Origin of the sequence: Billgrantia aerodenitrificans, from assembly GCF_021404405.1 — a bacterium.
Classification (GTDB): Bacteria; Pseudomonadota; Gammaproteobacteria; order Pseudomonadales; family Halomonadaceae; genus Halomonas; species Halomonas aerodenitrificans.
Genome location: NZ_JABFTV010000005.1, coordinates 78030 through 94944, shown reverse-complemented (window position 1 = coordinate 94944; position 16915 = coordinate 78030). Strand labels below are relative to the sequence as shown.

Here is a 16915-nt window from a genome sequence, read left to right as displayed (position 1 = left end):
CCGGATGATCCATTCCGAGACGGCTCGCGTCCGGCTAGCCGAGATGCAGCAGCATGGTTTCCGGGCTTTCGAGGTAGCCTCTCCAGGCATTGCAGAAGCGCGCGATGGTGCCGCCGTCGATCACCCGGTGATCCCCCGCCCAGGTGACGGTCATGATCGCCCGTTTCACCACCTCGCCGCGCTCATCGAAACGCGGCAGCCACTGGCTCTTGCCGATGGCGACGATGGCCAGCTCCGGCACGTTGATGATCGGTGCCGCGTAGGTGCCACCGAAGGCGCCGATATTGGAGATGCTGATGGTGCCGCCCTTGAGATCCTCCTGGGCCACGCGCCCTTCCCGGGCCGCTGCGGTCAGCCGCTGGATCTCTTGCGCCACTTCGAGCACGCTGCGCTGCTCCACCCGCTTGACGTTGGGTACGATCAGCCCCGCCTTGCTGTCCACCGCCATGCCCACGTTCACCTCCGGCAGGTAGTGGATCTCGCTGACCTCGGGGTTGAGCCGCGCATTGAGGATCGGCTCCTCACGTACCGCCAGCGCCAACGCCTTCATGAAGAAAGGCATCAGCGTCAGGCGCACCTGCTGCGCCTCGGCCACGGGCTTGAGCCGCTCGCGCAGGGCCAGCAGTTCGGTGACGTCGATCTCCTCGCCGTAGTGGAAATGCGGAACGGTGCTGGCCGACTCGACCATACGCCGCGCCATCACCGCGCGCACGCCGCGAATCGGCTCGACGCGAACCTCGCCGGCGTCACGCCGTGACGGTTGGGCGCTAGACGCCGTTTCGGCCTGCGGCGCGGGGCTGGCCGCTCCAGCGGCAGGGTCCTCTCCCTGCTGCCGAGAGCCCTGCTGCTGAGAGCCCTGTTCGAGAAAGCGCAGCACGTCTTCCTTCAGCACGCGGCCGTCCTTGCCCGAACCGGCAACGGCTTCGAGATCCAGGCCGTGTTCGCGTACCAGACGTCGCACCGCGGGGCTCGCCGGAATGCGCCCGTAGGGGCCGCGACCGCCGCTTGCCACCGGCGCGACCCTGTTCTGCGACACCCTATTCTGCGCCTCCTGGGGCGCGGTGGGCGACGACTGGCTGACGTCGGGCCTCGCTTCGCCCGGCTCGGCATGCGCCGGTACGTAGGCGTACAACGGCGCATGCACCTTGGCGATGTCGCCCTTGGTCACGTGGAGCTTGGTCACCGTGCCGGCTTCGGGAGCGGTGATCTCCACCAGCGCCTTGTCGGTCATCACGTCGACCAACGGTTGATCCTCGGCGATCTCCTCGCCCTCGCTCACCCGCCACTCCACCACTTCGCACTCGACGATGCCCTCGCCGATGTCGGGCAGAATGAAATCCTTGGCGGCGACACTGGCAGCGCCGGCATGTGCAGCGGAAGGTGCGGTGGAAAGTGCAGGCGGTGGCGCTTCCGCCGCCGGGCTTGCCACTTCGTCCTCTTCCCGTGCGGCAGGTCGCGGCGGTGTCTCGAACTCCACTTCCCCCGTGGCCTCATAGGCGAACAGCGGAGCGTGCACCTTGGCGATGTCGCCCTTGGCCACGTACAGCCGGGTCACGCGACCCGCCTCGGGAGCGGTGATCTCGACCAGCGCCTTGTCGGTCATTACCTCGACCACCGGCTGGTCCTCGGCGATCTCGTCGCCCTCGTTCACCCGCCATTCGACCACTTCGCACTCCACGATACCTTCGCCGATATCGGGCAGCATGAAATCGCTCATCGTTCTCTCCTGTCCTGATATCGGGCGTCAGAACGCCACGGATGCCTTGATCGCTTCGAAGATCTTGAGGTGATCGGGCAGGTACTCCTTCTCCAGCGTCAGCGGGAAAGGCGTGTCCAGGCCCGTCACCCGTTCGATGGGCGACTCCAGGTACAGGAAGCAGCGCTCCTGGATGGTGGCGGCGATCTCGCCGGCAAAGCCACCGGTGCGCGGTGCCTCGTGGGTAATCACCAGCCGGCCGGTCTTGAGCACCGACTCCACCACGGTGTCCTCGTCCCAGGGCAGGATGCTGCGCAGGTCGATCACCTCGCAGGAGATGCCCTCCTTCTCGGCCAGCTCCACGGCGCGGTCGATCACCTCCATCTGCGCGCCCCAGCCAAGCACGGTGATGTCGCTGCCCTCCTTGGTCACTTCGGCCTCGCCGATGGGCAGTTGGTAATCCTCCTCTGGCACCTCGCCCACCGCGGCACGGTAGAGACGCTTGGGTTCGAAGAAGATCACCGGGTCCGGGTCGCGAATGGCCGAGAGCAGCAGCCCCTTGGCCTGATAGGGATTGCGCGGCACCACGACCTTGAGGCCGGGAGTATGGGCGAAATAGGCTTCCGGCGACTGCGAATGGTAGAGACCGCCGGAAATGCCACCGCCGTATGGCGTGCGGATGGTCAGGCCGCCGACGTTGAACAGATCGCCCGAGCGGAAGCGAAACTTGGCAGTCTCGTTGACGATCTGGTCGAAGGCCGGAAAGATGTAGTCGGCGAACTGGATCTCGGCCACCGGCACCGAACCCTGGGCCGCCAGGCCGTTGGCGAAGCCGATGATGCCCTGCTCTACCAGCGGCGTGTTGAAGCAGCGGGCGCGGCCGTATTTCTCCTGCAGGTTGCTGGTAGCGCGAAAGACCCCGCCGAATACGCCCACGTCCTCGCCGAAGCAGAGCACCTTCTCGTCTTCGGCCATGGCGATGTCCAGCGCGTTGTTGATCGCCTGAAGCATGTTCATTCTGGGCATCTCAGGCTCCTCCCTGCTCGTCGCCGGTTTTGTGGTCGCCACCCGGCCTGACGTCGGGGTCGAGCGAGCGGGCGCCCTTGGGGTAGGCCTCGGGGTGCTTGCGGATGTGCGTCTTGAGGGCATCGAGCTGACGCTGCAGCGCCGGCGTGACGTCGGCGTAGACGTCGGTCACCAGACTTTCAAGCGGCGGCGGCGGACGCTTCTCGGCACGCTTCATGGTTTCGAGCACCTCGCGACGCAGGCTCTCCTGATGCTCCTTTTCCTCCTCTTCGCTCCACCAGCCGCAGTCGATCAACCAGCGCTGCATGCGCAGGATGGGATCCTTCTCGCGCCAGGCCTCCTCCTCCTTGCGTGAACGATAGCCCGAAGGGTCGTCGGATGAGGAATGAGCCGCCAGACGGTAGGTCATGGCCTCGATCAGCACCGGCTGATTCTGCTCCACGGCGATCTTGCGCGCCTCCTGGGTGGCGCGGTACACCGCCAGCACGTCGTTGCCGTCGACACGAATCACGTGCATGCGGTAACCGAAGGCCCGCGGCGCGATACCGTCGGCGGCAAACTGCTCGCTGGCCGGCGTCGAGATGGCGTAGCCGTTGTTACGGCAGAAGAAGATCACGGGCACCTTGTGCACCGAAGCCATGTTCAGCGCGGCGTGGAAATCCCCCTCCGAGGCCGCTCCTTCGCCAAAGAAAGTGATCGTGCAGTGGCCCTCGCCGGCCAGCTTCTGACCGTAGGCGTAGCCGGTGGCCTGAGGAATCTGGGTGGCCAGCGGCGACGAGATCGTCATGTAGTGCAGCTTGCGTGAGCCGTAGTGGATCGGCATCTGCCGGCCCTTGCCGTAGTCGAGCTCGTTGCCGAACAGCTGGTTCATGAACTCGTCGTAGCTGAAACCGCGATAGACCAGTGCGCCCTGCTCGCGGTACTGGGCCATGATCATGTCGGCATCGTCGAGCGCTGCGGTGGCGCCGATCACCGCCGCCTCCTCCCCGGTGCACTGCATGTAGAAGGAGAGCCGGCCCTGGCGCTGCGCCGCCATCATGCGCTCGTCGAGCACGCGGGTGACGAGCATGGCGCGATAGATCTTGAGCGCCTTTTCTCGCTCCAGCTGCGGCGCCTCGGCGCCTTCGCACAGGGAGCCGTCCTGCTGCAGCAGTCGAAAGGTGGGGATGTGGAATTCGTCGCCGGTCATGAAGCTCGGCGTGTGGACATCGTATGTTGTTGTCATCTTCCTGGTCCTTGGGTAATGGCAGGAGGAGTGCCGCCCCTCGTGAGGGCAGTGTTGACTCTAATGTAGCCGTCTGCCAGAGGGTCTCTCCAGCAGATCGCCAACGCTGGAAAAGTTGACGTTAACGTAAGATGAATCTAAACGCACCTATTTTGCTATACAAGCCGCCTCTCTACGACGAATGCACTATCGCAATAGCCCGTCATAGCCGAACACTCCGTGAGTACGCCGGCGGCCAAGATATCGGCCTGAGCGCAGAGGCCCGTGCCTAACGTGTATCAGCTGCTCTCTAGGCACGCCGCTGCAAACGCTCGAACAGACTGTCCACGGCCAGCGCCAACAGACCGATCAGCACCGCCCCCTGGACGATGTAAGCGGTATTGCCGTTGACGATGCCGGAGATGATCGGGTCGCCCAGATTGCTCGCCCCGACGGTGGTTCCCAGCGCCGCGGTGGCGATATTGATGGTCACCGAAGTGCGGATACCGGCAAGTATGAAGGGCGCGGCCAACGGTAGCTCCACCTGGCGCAGCACCTGCCACGGAGTCATGCCCATGGCGCGGGCCGCTTCATGCACCTGCGGGTCGACGCTGTCGATTCCGGCCAGGGTGTTGCGCACGATGGGTAGCAACCCATACAGCAGCAGCGCAACGATGATGGGTAGCGTGCCGAAACCCAGCGCAGGCACCGCGAGCGCCAGGACGGCCACGGGGGGAAAGGTCTGGCCGATGGAGGCAAGCTGTGACACCAGCGGCAGGAAGTCCCTGCCGAACTCGCGGGTGACTGCCACGGCGGCGGCGACCCCAACGATCACCGCCAGCAACGAGGCGATGCCCACCACCAGCACGTGCTGTCCCAGCAGGGTGAGAAAATCGGCGCGGCGATAGATCACCTGACGCAGGTCGGGCTCGATCAGACGAAACAGCCACTCGAGCTGCCCCATGCCCAGGGTCAGCACCAACAGCACGGTCAGCCACACGATGGGCGACAACCACCGCTGCAGAGCCGGGACCTGCGTCGCCATCGACGTAGCCGACCTCATGGCACCTTGGCTCCGAGCAGGCGGCGCAGCGACAGCTCACCGATGGGAATGTCCTCTTCATCGACCACCGTCAGCCGATCGACCCGGTGCCAAAGCATGACCGACAGCGCCTGGCTCAATGAAGCGCCGTAGGGAATCCGCTCGCTGGCCAGCAGCCGCGGCCCCAGCGGCAACATGTGTTCGCTGACCTGGATCAGCGCCGCCTCCTTCAGGCCGCGGTCCATGCCGCCCAGCAGCGACTCGACGAAGGGATTGGCCGGCTCGCGCAGCAGATCGACGGGTGAGCCCTGCTGCACTATCCGTCCCTGGTGCATCACCACCAGCCTGTCGGCCAGCGCCAGCGCCTCGTCCATGTCGTGGGTGACGAAGACCACCGTCTTGTGCAGGCGCGCCTGCAGCTCGCGCATCTCGCCCTGCAGAGTGGCCCGGGTGATGGGGTCCAGGGCGCCGAAGGGCTCGTCCATCAGCAGGATGTCCGGATCGGCGGCCAGGGCACGGGCCACGCCGACACGCTGCGCCTGGCCGCCGGAGAGCTGACGGGGGTACTTGTCGGCGAACTCCGCCACGGGCAGGCCCAGCAGCTGCATCAGCTCTTCCACCCTGTCGCGCACCTTGCTCTTGGGCCACTTCAGCAGGCGCGGCACCAGACCGATGTTGCGCGCCACCGTCCAGTGGGGAAACAGCCCGGTACTCTGGATGACATAGCCGATGCGACGGCGCAGAACGACCTCGTCGAAAGCGCGGACCGGCTGGCCATCCAGATGAATTTCGCCGCCGTCGTGCTCGATCAGACGGTTGATCATGCGCAGGGTGGTCGACTTGCCGCAACCCGAGGTACCCACCAGCGCACACAGTTCACCCCTCTCGACACGCAGCGAGATGGCATCCACGGCGGTCTCGTCGCCGAAGCGCTTGGTTACGTCGAACAACTCGATCATGCAGCCCCTCCCGGGCGAAGACGTTCACTCAAGGCGCCGAGCAAGGCATCGGCGATCAGGGCCAGGCCGATGATGGGCAAGGCGCCGAGCAATACCATGTCCATGGCCGCCTGCCCCAGCCCCTGGAAAATGAAGGTGCCGAGCCCGCCGGCACCGATCAGCGCCGCCACCGCCGTCAGGCCGATGGCCTGGACGGTGGTGATACGTATGCCCTCCAGCACCACCGGCAGCGCCAACGGCAGGCGCACCTGCAGGAACACCTGACGTCGGGCCATGCCCATGCCACGGGCGGACTCGATCACCGCCGGGTCCACCTCTTCGAGGGCGACGAAGATGTTGCGCACCATCGGCAGCAGGCTATAGCCCAGCAGCGCCAGGAAGGCCGGCGCCCAGCCGATTCCGCTGACCCCCAGCCCACCCAGCCAATCGACACGCGAGCCGAGCCAGGCAAGCGGGGCCAGCAGCAGGCCGAACAGAGCCAGGCTGGGAATGGTCTGGAGAAAATTGAGCACGCCGAAGCCGACACGGCGCACGCCGGTGTGACGGCGCATGGCCAGCACCAATAGAGACGCCATCACCAGGCTGGCCCCCACCGCCGCCCCGACCAGCACGAGGTGGATTCGAACGGCGCTGGCAAACTGGTCGCTGCGGGCGTGGTATTCACGCAGCAGTGCCAGCGGTTCCAGCCACAGCGAGAGCGCCAGCCACCAGCCGAGCAGCATCGGTACCAGCAGCATCCAGCCCAGCGCCCGCGACATGCCGAGCCGGGTGCGCAGCTCGATCAGCACCAGCAGCAAAAGAAAGATCAACAGCCACAGCGCACTGCCGATGCCCACGCGCGCCTGGGGCATCTCCGGGTCCACCAGCACCGCCGTTGCCGCCGAGAGCCACAGCGGCAGGAGCGCCAACAGGGCCATCACCACGCCCAGAGAGAGCGTCAGCCCCTTGCGGTGAGGCCTCCAGGCCAATACCACCACGGCGAGCATGGGCACGGCCATCAGCAGCGCCGGCCAGCCCCCCATGACCTCCAGCGCGGCGTAGGGAGTGCCCGGCACGATCCGGTTGGGCGCGACGCTGACGGCATCCAGCGTCAGCCAGGCCACTGTCGCGGCCAGCATCAGGCTCGCCAGAACCCAGTTGGGAGATTGCCTGGCCTCGTCCACGCCTCAGTCCTGCAGCTCGGCCAGATACTCCTCGGCGACCTGGCGCGGGTCGAGCCCCTCCACCGCCACCTTGGCATTGAGCTCCTGCAGAGTTTCCAGATCGAGTGACTCGAACAGTGGCTCGAGCAGCTCGGCGATCTGCGGATAGGCATCGAGCACTTCCTCCCGCACCACCGGCGCCGGCTGATACACCGGCTGAACGCCGAACGTATCCTCCAGTACCACCAGGTCGAGCGCGTTGAGCCCGCCGTCGGTACCGTAGGTCATGGCGGCATTCACCCCGCTGGTCTGCTGGGCGGCGGCACGCATGGTGGCAGCTGTATTGCCGCCGGAGAGCACCAGTAGCTGATCGCCGCTCAGCTCGAAGCCATAGGCCTGCTGAAACGCCGGCAACGCCTGTTCGGACTCGACGAATTCGGCGCTGGCGGCGAACTTGAACTCACCGCCGCCATCGAGATACTCGGCCAGATCCTCGAGCGTCTCGAGGCCGTGCTCCCGAGCCAGATCGCCACGTACGCTCATGGCCCAGGTATTGTTCGCCTGGGCCGGCGTCAGCCACACCAGGCCGTTCTCGGCGTCTCGATCGCGCACCGTCTCGAAGGCGCTCCCGGCATCGTGCCAGACATCGCTGTCGGTCATGTCGAAGAAGAAGGCCCCGTTGCCGGTGTACTCGGGGTAGAGGTCGATCTCACCGTTCAACAACGCCTGGCGGACGATGCTGGTGGCCCCGAGCTGCAGCCTGTCCTCAGTGGGGACGCCGCCCTGCTCCAGGCGCTGAATGATCAGCTGCCCCAGCACCGAGCCTTCGGTATCGATCTTGGAAGATACCGTGACTGGATCACCGGCATGTACGCCAGCGGCGAAGAGCAGGGAGCCGGCCGTCACGGCCGCCACAGACAAGTAGCGTTTCATGATCATCACCATCCTATGGGTATGTCGGTAGAGTATAAGGCGTGTACAGTTTGACTGTCAGACCCGTTCTCAACGCGGAGCTCCCTATGGATGCCGACGGTACCGCCCTACTCGCCCGTTGCCATCACCCCCTGGTACGCGATCTGGCCTGGATCGTCCTGGCGCCGGACCTGATCGCCATGCCCTGGCCCGGACGTCCAACCCGCGCCGACTTCGGCCTCGAACAGGATGAGCGTCTGTGGGCCTACCTCGACGAGCTGGAGGCCAACCCCGAGGGGCTGGAGCGCCGGGCAGGCAGTACCGTCGACGGCCGCATGGGGCACTATCACGAGCGCCTGTGGCAATTCCTGCTCGACACCGCACCGGGCACTCGCCTGCTCGCCAGCAACCTTAGGATTCACCAGGGCAAACGCACCCTGGGCGAGCTCGACCTGCTCTATCGCCGCCGCCACGACCCCACTTTCATCCACCTCGAAGTGGCCATCAAGTTCTACCTGGGCCTGCCGCAAGGGCCCGGGCCGAGCGACGATCAGGCGCGCTGGATCGGCCCCGGCGGCGCCGACAGCCTGGCCACCAAGCGCGAGCATCTGGACCGCCATCAATTGCGCCTGACCGAGCACGCCGAAGCCCGCCTGGCCATCCAGCAGCATACCCAGCCTCGCGACGTCGGCCCCGCGCAGGCAGAGACGATCAGACGCCAACTGGCGATGCCCGGGGTGCTGTTCTACCCTTGGCACCTGTCGTTGCCGGCTCCGCACGAGGCAACGACCGAACACCTGCGTGGCGAATGGCTCCACTGGCGCGACTGGCCGCGGCTGCGCGACGGCCTGAGGCGAGACACCCGCGCCGCCTGGCTGGTCAAACCACACTGGCTGGCTCTGCCGCGGGATGAAGCCTTTCTGCCGTTGCGTGACGTCGAGGCGCGCTTGGCGCAGCACTTCTCACGGCCCGCCTCGCCGATGCAGATTGCGCTGATGGAACCGGCGCATCCGGCGCTGAATCACCGCAGGCTCTTCGTCGTCGACGACAGCTGGCCGCTGCAGATACCGTTGCCGCCCTACCCTCGCACCACCCTCTGAAACGACAACGCCCGGCCAAGGGCCGGGCGCTAGGTACCGCAGGTGAGAGGCCCGCTACTCGTCGGGCCGTTCGAAGACCCAGCTCGTTCCCTCGCGGGAATCCTTGAGCACGATACCGAGTGTGGCGAGCTCGTCACGAATGGCATCGGCCGCAGCGAAGTCTCTGGCCTGCTTGGCCGCGGCCCGCTGGGCGATACGCGCCTCGATCTCCGCCTCGGTCAGCGGCAGCTCCGCCTGGTTACCCTTGAGGAAGGCCTGCGGCGACTGTTCGAACAGCCCCAGCACGCCACCCAGGCGACGCAGCTCGGCGGCCAGTGCCGGCGCCTCTCCGGGCGCTTCCTTCTTGGCACGGTTCAGCTCGCGCACCAGTTCGAACAGCACCGACAGCGCTTCCGGGGTGTTGAAGTCGTCGTCCATGGCGGCGGTGAAACGCTCGGCGAAGCGGCCGTCGCTCACGCCATACGCATCGGCGCCGCCGAGAGCCTCCATCCCCTCGAGCGCGGTGTAGAAGCGCTCCAGCGACTTGCGCGCCTCACCCAGCGACTCAGGGGCGTAGTTGATCGGGCTGCGGTAGTGGCTGGCCACCAGCAGGTAGCGCACCACTTCCGGGTCGTGGACCTCGAGCACCTCGCGGATGGTGAAGAAATTGCCCAGCGACTTGGACATCTTCTCCTGATTCACCCGCACCGCCCCGGCGTGCATCCAGGTGTTCACGTAAGGCTTGCCGGTGGCGGCCTCGCTCTGGGCGATCTCGTTCTCGTGATGCGGAAAGGTCAGGTCCGGGCCGCCACCGTGGATGTCGAAGGTATCCCCCAGGCAGCAGGTGGACATCGCCGAGCACTCGATGTGCCAACCGGGCCGCCCCTCGCCCCAGGGCGAAGGCCAGCTCGCCTCGCCCGGCTTGGCGGCCTTCCACAGCACGAAGTCGAGGGGGTCCTCCTTGTGCTCGTCGACCTCGACCCGGGCGCCGGCGCGCATCTCGTCGAGATTGCGGTTGTTGAGCTTGCCGTAGCCCTCGAACTTGCGTACCCGGTAGTAGACATCGCCGTTGGCGGCCGGATAGGCGTAGCCCTTGTCGATGAGGGTCTCGACCATGGCGATGATCTCGCTCACGTGGCCGGTGGCCCGCGGCTCGCGGTCGGGTCGCAGCACGCCGAGGCGCGCCTCGTCCTCGTGCATGGCGGCGATCATGCGCTCAGTGAGCGAGGCGATGGTCTCGCCGTTCTCGTCGGCCCGCTTGAGGATCTTGTCGTCGATGTCGGTGATGTTGCGCACGTAGGTGACGTCGAAGTCACGCCATCGCAGATAGCGTGTGACCACGTCGAACGCCACCATCACCCGGGCGTGGCCCAGGTGGCAGTAGTCGTACACGGTCATGCCGCAGACGTACATGCGCACCTTGCCCGGCTCGATCGGGGTGAATGGCTCCTTGCGGCGGGTCAGCGTGTTGTAGATCTGCATGTCAGCCCTTCTTCTGTATCTTTGCCCAACTGTCCTTCAGCCCGACGGTGCGGTTGAACACCAGCTTGCCGTCGCGACAGGCATGACGGTCGGCACAGAAATAACCCACCCGCTCGAACTGATAACGCGACTCGGGAGCGGCATCGGCCAGGCTCGGCTCGCCCATGGCCTGACAGACCTGCAACGACTCGGGGTTGAGATGCTCGAGGAAGTCGGCGTCCTTGTCCTTGTCCGGCTGCTCGACCAGGAACAGGTTGTCGTAGAGACGCACCTCCATCGGTACCGCATGGCTGGCGCTGACCCAGTGGATCACGCCCTTGACCTTGCGCCCTTCGGGGTTCTTGCCCAGGGTGTCGAAATCCACCGAGCAGCGCAGTTCCACGATCTCGTCGCTGGCGTCCTTCACCACCTCGTCGCAGCGGATCACGTAGGAGTTGCGTAGACGCACCTCCTGGCCCGGCGCCAGACGGAAGAACTTCTTCGGCGGCTCCTCCATGAAGTCGTCCCGGTCGATGTAGAGCTCGCGGGTGAAAGGCACACGGCGCAGCGCCATGTCCTCACGGGCCGGATGGCCCGGCACCTCGTAGACCTCCTCGTGGGACTCCGGCACGTTGGTCAACACCACCTTGAGCGGGTTCAGCACGCACATGGCACGCGGGGCGTTGTCCTCGAGATCCGAGCGGATGGCATGGTAGAGCATGGCAATGTCGACCAGGCCGCCGTCGGCGCGGGTCACGCCGATCATCTCGCAGAACTTGCGGATCGACGCCGGGGTGTAGCCGCGCCGACGCATACCGGAGATGGTCGGCATGCGCGGGTCGTCCCAGCCGTCGACGATGCCCTCGTCCACCAGCAGCTTGAGCTTGCGCTTGGAGGTGAGGGTGTAGTTCATGTTGAGCCGCGCGAACTCGATCTGGCGCGGCTTGCACGGCACCGGCAGGTTGTCGAGGAACCACTCGTAGAGCGGGCGGTGGTCTTCGAACTCGAGGGTGCAGATGGAATGCGTCACCCCCTCGATGGCATCCGTCTGACCATGGGCGAAATCGTAGGAGGGGTAGATCTTCCAGGTATCGCCGGTCTGGTGGTGGTGGGCGTGACGAATGCGGTAGAGAATCGGGTCGCGCAGGTTGATGTTGGGCGAGGCCATGTCGATCTTGGCCCGCAGCACCTTCTCGCCCTCGTTGAACTCGCCGGCCCGCATGCGCTCGAGCAGGTCGAGGTTCTCCTCGACGCTGCGCTCGCGCCAGGGGCTCGGACGGCCCGGCGCGGTCAGCGTGCCGCGGTATTCGCGGATCTCGTCGGGCGAGAGGTCGTCCACGTAGGCCTTGTCCTCGCGAATCAGATGCTGCGCCCAGGCGTAGAGCTGATCGAAGCAATCGGAGGCGTAGCGCACCGCACCCGCCCACTCGAAACCGAGCCAGCTGACGTCCTCCTTGATGGCGTCGATGTAGGCTTGCTCTTCCTTGGCCGGGTTGGTGTCGTCGAAGCGCAGATGACAGTCCCCACCGAACTGCTCGGCCAGGCCGAAGTTGAGACAGATGGACTTGGCGTGCCCCACGTGCAGGAAACCGTTGGGCTCCGGCGGGAAGCGGGTGACGACCTTGTCGGCACGACCTGCCTCGATCTCGTCGCGGATCTGGTTGCGGATGAAATTCGGCGCACTGGCGTTTTCGGTGGTCATGTTGTTGCGGCAAACCTCTGGTTGGATCGCGAGTCTGGGTGGGGCCCCGAATGTCGATGAACCCGACACGCTTCGCGCATCGATGCAAAACGGCTATTATAACGCCACGCCCATGCACGGCGCCAAGGCGCGCTCCCATCGTACAGGAAACTTCGATGATCATTCTCGAGACCAGCTTCGGCGACATCGCCATCACCCTGAATCACGAACAGGCGCCCAAGACCGCAGCCAATTTCGAGCAGTACGTGCGCGACGGCCACTACGACGGCACCTTGTTTCATCGCGTCATCCCCGGCTTCATGATTCAGGGTGGCGGCTTCGATCAGGACTTCAATCAGAAGCCGACCCGCGACCCGATCGAAAACGAAGCCGACAACGGGCTGAAGAACCTGACCGGCACCCTGGCCATGGCCCGCACCCAGGACCCCCACTCCGCCACCGCCCAGTTCTTCATCAACGTGGCCGACAACGACTTCCTCAACCACAGCGGCAAATCGCTGCAGGGCTGGGGCTACTGCGTATTCGGCGAAGTTGTGGACGGCATGGACGTGGTCGAGCGCATCACCGCCGTGAACACCACCCGCCGCGGCATGCATGCCGACGTGCCCGCCGAAGACGTGACCATCGAGCGCGCCTACGTCAAGGACGAAGCAGACGACAGCTGAGCCGCAGCCAACCACGGGATAGCTCATGAGTTCCACCCTGCTGATCTCCGACCTGCACCTGCACCCCGGTGCGCCCGACGTCACCGAGGGGTTCCTCGGCTGGCTCGAGCGCAGAGCCCGGGGCGTCGATGCACTCTACATCCTGGGTGACTTCTTCGAGGCCTGGATCGGCGACGATCTGCTCGATCACGCCGACCAGGATCCCAGCGGCACCGGCAAGCTGGCCCTGCGTGTGGCCGCCGCCCTGCGCCGCCTGAACGACGAAGGCACCCAGATCTACCTGATGCACGGCAACCGCGACTTCCTGCTCGGCCACCGCTTCGCTTCCGCCTGCGGTGCCAAGCTGGTCACCGATCCGGCCGTGCTGCGCTTCGCCGACGAGCCGGTATTGCTGATGCACGGCGACAGCCTGTGCACTCGCGACGAGGCCTACATGACCTTTCGCGAACAGGCCCGCAACCAGGCCTGGCAGGAGCAGGTGCTGGCCATGCCGCTGGCCGACCGCCTGCAGCTGGCCGCCGCTCTGCGTCAGCAGTCCGGCGAAGCGACCTCGAACAAGGCCGAGGACATCATGGACGTCACCCCGGAGGAAGTCGTGCGCACCATGCGCGATTACGGCGTGACGACCCTGATCCACGGCCACACCCACCGCCCCGCCGTGCACGAACTCGAGGTGGGCGACCTCCCGGCCCGCCGCATCGTGCTGGGCGACTGGCAGCCCGGCAAAGGCTGGGAAATCGAAATCGGCCCCGATGGCGACCCCACCCTGCGGGAAATCGCCCTCTGAAGCCAGCTCAAGGCAGCGCATCGACCTTTTCGCCCCTGACACGACAGGCGTGAATAGCGGCGAGAAGGTCATCTGCCGGCGGCATCACTGCCGCCTCGCCGATAAGCTCCAGGCGCGAGTCCTGACGCCAGGCACTGACAGTCAGGCTCGCCGCCCCCTCGCCCCGGTTGTAGAGCCGCCACCCCGCATCGGTATGCAGCACTCCCTTCACGCGCAGCCCGGACGGCAAGCGATCCAGCACCAGGGTCAGACGGTCGAGATCGAACACCTCGGTGGGACTCCAGCGCCACCCCTGCGTGTGGTAGCCCAAGGCCTGGCCGCGCGCCGCCACCGGCCGGCCCGGCTGAGGCGCCTGCGTAACGAACTCGTCCAGTACCAGCATCCGAGCGCCAGGATCGCGCAGCGCCGCATGTCGATTGCTCACGCCCCCAGCCGCCGGTGTGTGGCGGCCGCTTTCCATCAGCACGTTCACATCCAGCTCGCCATGGGCAGCGTGCGCCACCCACTTCTTGGGCGGCCAGAGCTGCTCCACGAAGGCCTCGGCAGCAGCAACCGCCTGCGACCCGGCGCGGTCGGTCATGGTCAAGGCAACGGCGTCGGCCATGGCCAACTGGTCGTTGAAGGTGTCGTGCTCGCGCGCGCGGGGATCCTCGAGCCGGGCCGGATCGAGCAGCGCCACGATGTCCTGTACCACCAACACCTCGGCAAAGGCATCGCTGCGCAGCGTGTCGAGCAGACCGGCGGGATGCCCGAGCCCCGAGGGCTCGATGAGCAGTCGATCGGGTCGATGACGGTGCAGCAGGTTGACCAGCGTGGCCTGCAGCACGAAAGCCAGCTGGCAGCACATGCAGCCGCCGGGAAGCCCCTTCACGATCACATCGTCCCGCGACTCGAACATCGTCTGATCGATGCCGACCTGGCCGAACTCGTTGATCAGTACCGCCCAGCGCTCGTTTGCCGGCTTCTGCTCGATCAGACGCCGTATCAGCGTGCTCTTGCCGCTGCCCAGAAAGCCGGTGAAGAGATGTACGGGTATCGATCTTAGCGGCGTCGCAGCCATGAGCGCTCCTGCAAAACCAATTGTTATAGAGTAACACACAGGCCGGCCATAGCAGCAAGCCTAACTGAAGAGAAGATAACGGTATAAACCTGAATGGAAAATAAGGGGGCGGTGCCCCCTTATCGGTATTGCATGGCAGGCTGTCGCATTTAGCGACGAGTGATCTCGGATGTCTCCCGCAGATGACTGCGCAGGCCCTGCACGGCCGCTTGAGCGCGCAGCTGCTCGGCCATTCGCGCCACGAAGGCATCGACCTGCTCGTCCGGCTCACCGGTGGCCACCTCGTCAAGCGCGATCAGGACCACCCTCTCCCCATCGCTGGTGTGGCCGAACACGGCCTCGCCCGCCTCGGGATGCGGCAACCGGAAGGCAGCCTGGAGCACGGAGCGCGGCACATTGTCCCGCTGGCGTGTGGCCCCTTCGACCTGCTGCCAGTCAATATCCAGCTCCTCTCCGGCACGCAGCCGCTCTACCTGCTGACGCGCCACGTCGAGCAGCATCTCACGCTGCTTGATGCGGGTCACGGATGCCGCCACGCGCTCGCGCACCTCCTCGAGGGGCAGCACGGTGGCCTCACGATGCTCGGCGACCCGCAGCACCATGCGGCGATCGTTGTCGAGCTCGATGACTTCGCTGTTGAAGCCCTCGACCAGCACATCCTCGCTGAACGCTTCGCTCATCACGCCCGGCTCGGAGAGTATGCCCTCGCCGCCTTCACGCGACACCCAGTCGCTCTCGTGCAGTTCGAGCCCCAGCCCATCGGCCACGCTGGCCAGGTCATCGGCGGCGAAGCTCTCATCGATCAAGGACTGAACACGGCGGTTGAAGTCGCTGGTTACCTGGCCGAGGGCCATTTCACGGGCAATATCGTCGCGCATCTCCTCGAAGGACGGTTGATCCAGCCCCGTGACCTTGATCAGATGCAGGCCGCTGCTGGTCTCCACGATGCCGGAGACCTGCCCGGGAGCGAGCGAGAAGGCGGCGTCGTCGAAGTCATCGCCGAAGAAGCCGCGACTGATCACGCCGAGATCGCCACCCTGCTCGGCGGAGGCAGGATCGTCGGAGTACTCGAGCGCCAGGGCCTCGAAGTCATCGCCCTCGGCCAGCCGCTCACGAACGGCTTCCAGTCGCTCCACGGCTTCTTCACGGGTGCGTTCGCCATCGTGCGTGGCCATGATGTGGGAAACTCTCCGATCGGCGTCGCGACCGCGATTCTGCCACTCCTGACGCAGCGCCTCCTCGTCCACCTCGACCTCGCCGGCCATCTCCTGACGATCGACGATCACGTACTCCAGACGCACCTGTTCCGGCCGCTGGTAGTTCTCGCGATGCTCCTCGTAATAGGCGAGCAGCTCCTCCTCGCTGACCTCCACCGGCTCGTCGAGCGCTTCGGCACCCAGCGCATGGTAGCGAAAGCTGCGCACCTGAGCCTGCAGCGCCGCCAGAGTCTCACGCTCGCTGTCGAGCACGAAGTCGCTTACCGCCAGACCCTGCTGCAATTGCTGACGCTTGAGGTCGACGCGCAATGCGGCACGAAAGGAGGACGGCGTGAAGCCGGCACTGGCCAGTCGATTGCGGAACAGGTCGGTATCGAAGCGGCCGTTCTGGTCTTGGAACTCGGGCAAGGTCACGATGACCTGATCGAGCTGCTCATCGGAGAGATGAAGGCCACCCTCCTCAGCAAAAGCCAGCAGCAGGCGCTCGCCAATCATCTCGTCGAGCACCTGGCCACGCAGGGCGCGCTCCTGCTCAGGCGGCACCTGACCTGAGCGAATGGCACGCTGCACCTCCTGCTCCAGCTCCTGGCGGGTAATGGACTGGCCATTGACCTTGGCGACTTCATCGCCGCCACCACCGAACAGCCCCACCAGGGACTCGACACCGAACAGCGCCATGGTAACGACCACGGCACCCACGATGATCTTGGCACCCCAACTTCTGGAGCGGTCACGAATACTTTGCAGCATGCAGGCCTCGGTAACTGATTGTTGGCTGGCAGTGGGGCCATATTATACGGCGACCAGGCCTCGCGGACCATGGCTGCACCGCCCGGCTCGTCATCGATGTGGAAGCCGCTTCCGACAACGACGCCAAATAAGACGTATCCGCCAAAAAATAAGGCGCACCGCCGAAGCGGTGCGCCTGATGGTTTGCTTCCGACGCTGAATAGCCCGCTACCG

At 65.6% G+C, this 16915-nt stretch carries 14 protein-coding genes; 3 read left to right on the top strand and 11 right to left on the bottom strand.

Annotated features, from left to right (window positions below; all coding sequences use genetic code 11):
• Positions 1 to 34: 34 nt before the first annotated feature.
• The 7 genes from HOP59_RS10910 to osmF form a co-directional block, all read right to left on the bottom strand.
• Positions 35 to 1717, bottom strand: a complete 1683-nt coding sequence (locus HOP59_RS10910) for a dihydrolipoyllysine-residue acetyltransferase (protein ID WP_234253982.1) — start codon at positions 1715 to 1717, stop codon at positions 35 to 37.
• 27 nt (positions 1718 to 1744) lie between these two features.
• The gene (locus HOP59_RS10905) at positions 1745 to 2722 is read right to left on the bottom strand and encodes an alpha-ketoacid dehydrogenase subunit beta (RefSeq protein WP_234253981.1); all 978 of its coding nucleotides are present in this window, start codon (positions 2720 to 2722) and stop codon (positions 1745 to 1747) included.
• Position 2723: 1 nt separating this feature from the next.
• Complete coding sequence (locus HOP59_RS10900; RefSeq protein WP_234253980.1) at positions 2724 to 3947, bottom strand: thiamine pyrophosphate-dependent dehydrogenase E1 component subunit alpha; 1224 nt, start codon at positions 3945 to 3947, stop codon at positions 2724 to 2726.
• 289 nt (positions 3948 to 4236) lie between these two features.
• Positions 4237 to 4971, bottom strand: a complete 735-nt coding sequence (locus HOP59_RS10895; RefSeq protein WP_010628492.1) for an ABC transporter permease — start codon at positions 4969 to 4971, stop codon at positions 4237 to 4239.
• Positions 4972 to 4985: 14 nt separating this feature from the next.
• A complete protein-coding gene (locus HOP59_RS10890; RefSeq protein WP_234253979.1) occupies positions 4986 to 5927 on the bottom strand; it encodes an ABC transporter ATP-binding protein in 942 nt (313 codons plus the stop codon).
• Entirely contained in the window at positions 5924 to 7045 is a 1122-nt protein-coding gene (locus HOP59_RS10885) for an ABC transporter permease (protein WP_234253978.1), read from the bottom strand. Before HOP59_RS10885 ends, HOP59_RS10890 begins: the two co-directional genes overlap by 4 nt.
• Before the next feature lie 48 nt (positions 7046 to 7093).
• Complete coding sequence (osmF, locus tag HOP59_RS10880; RefSeq protein WP_234253977.1) at positions 7094 to 8008, bottom strand: glycine betaine ABC transporter substrate-binding protein OsmF; 915 nt, start codon at positions 8006 to 8008, stop codon at positions 7094 to 7096.
• A gap of 80 nt (positions 8009 to 8088) precedes the next feature.
• Between osmF and HOP59_RS10875 the strand changes: the two genes are divergently transcribed.
• Positions 8089 to 9081, top strand: coding sequence for a DUF1853 family protein (locus HOP59_RS10875; RefSeq protein WP_234253976.1), 993 nt, complete (start codon positions 8089 to 8091; stop codon positions 9079 to 9081).
• 54 nt (positions 9082 to 9135) lie between these two features.
• Here HOP59_RS10875 and cysS read toward each other — a convergent pair whose 3' ends face one another.
• Together cysS and HOP59_RS10865 are read right to left on the bottom strand one after the other, a co-directional pair.
• The gene (gene cysS, locus HOP59_RS10870; RefSeq protein WP_234253975.1) at positions 9136 to 10542 is read right to left on the bottom strand and encodes a cysteine--tRNA ligase; all 1407 of its coding nucleotides are present in this window, start codon (positions 10540 to 10542) and stop codon (positions 9136 to 9138) included.
• A gap of 1 nt (position 10543) precedes the next feature.
• Entirely contained in the window at positions 10544 to 12223 is a 1680-nt protein-coding gene (locus tag HOP59_RS10865) for a glutamine--tRNA ligase/YqeY domain fusion protein (RefSeq protein ID WP_234253974.1), read from the bottom strand.
• A gap of 155 nt (positions 12224 to 12378) precedes the next feature.
• Between HOP59_RS10865 and HOP59_RS10860 the strand changes: the two genes are divergently transcribed.
• Complete coding sequence (locus tag HOP59_RS10860; RefSeq protein WP_234253973.1) at positions 12379 to 12888, top strand: peptidylprolyl isomerase; 510 nt, start codon at positions 12379 to 12381, stop codon at positions 12886 to 12888.
• Positions 12889 to 12913: 25 nt separating this feature from the next.
• On the top strand, positions 12914 to 13675 hold the full coding sequence (locus HOP59_RS10855; protein ID WP_234253972.1) for a UDP-2,3-diacylglucosamine diphosphatase: 762 nt from the start codon (positions 12914 to 12916) through the stop codon (positions 13673 to 13675).
• A gap of 7 nt (positions 13676 to 13682) precedes the next feature.
• On the opposite strand, the gene HOP59_RS10850 is transcribed toward HOP59_RS10855, so the two are convergent.
• Positions 13683 to 14735 carry a CobW family GTP-binding protein gene (locus tag HOP59_RS10850; protein WP_234253971.1) on the bottom strand — a complete coding sequence of 351 codons (1053 nt, stop codon included), beginning with the start codon at positions 14733 to 14735 and terminating at the stop codon, positions 13683 to 13685.
• A 149-nt stretch (positions 14736 to 14884) separates the two neighbouring features.
• Positions 14885 to 16702, bottom strand: coding sequence for a SurA N-terminal domain-containing protein (locus tag HOP59_RS10845; RefSeq protein WP_234253970.1), 1818 nt, complete (start codon positions 16700 to 16702; stop codon positions 14885 to 14887).
• Positions 16703 to 16915 lie beyond the last annotated feature (213 nt).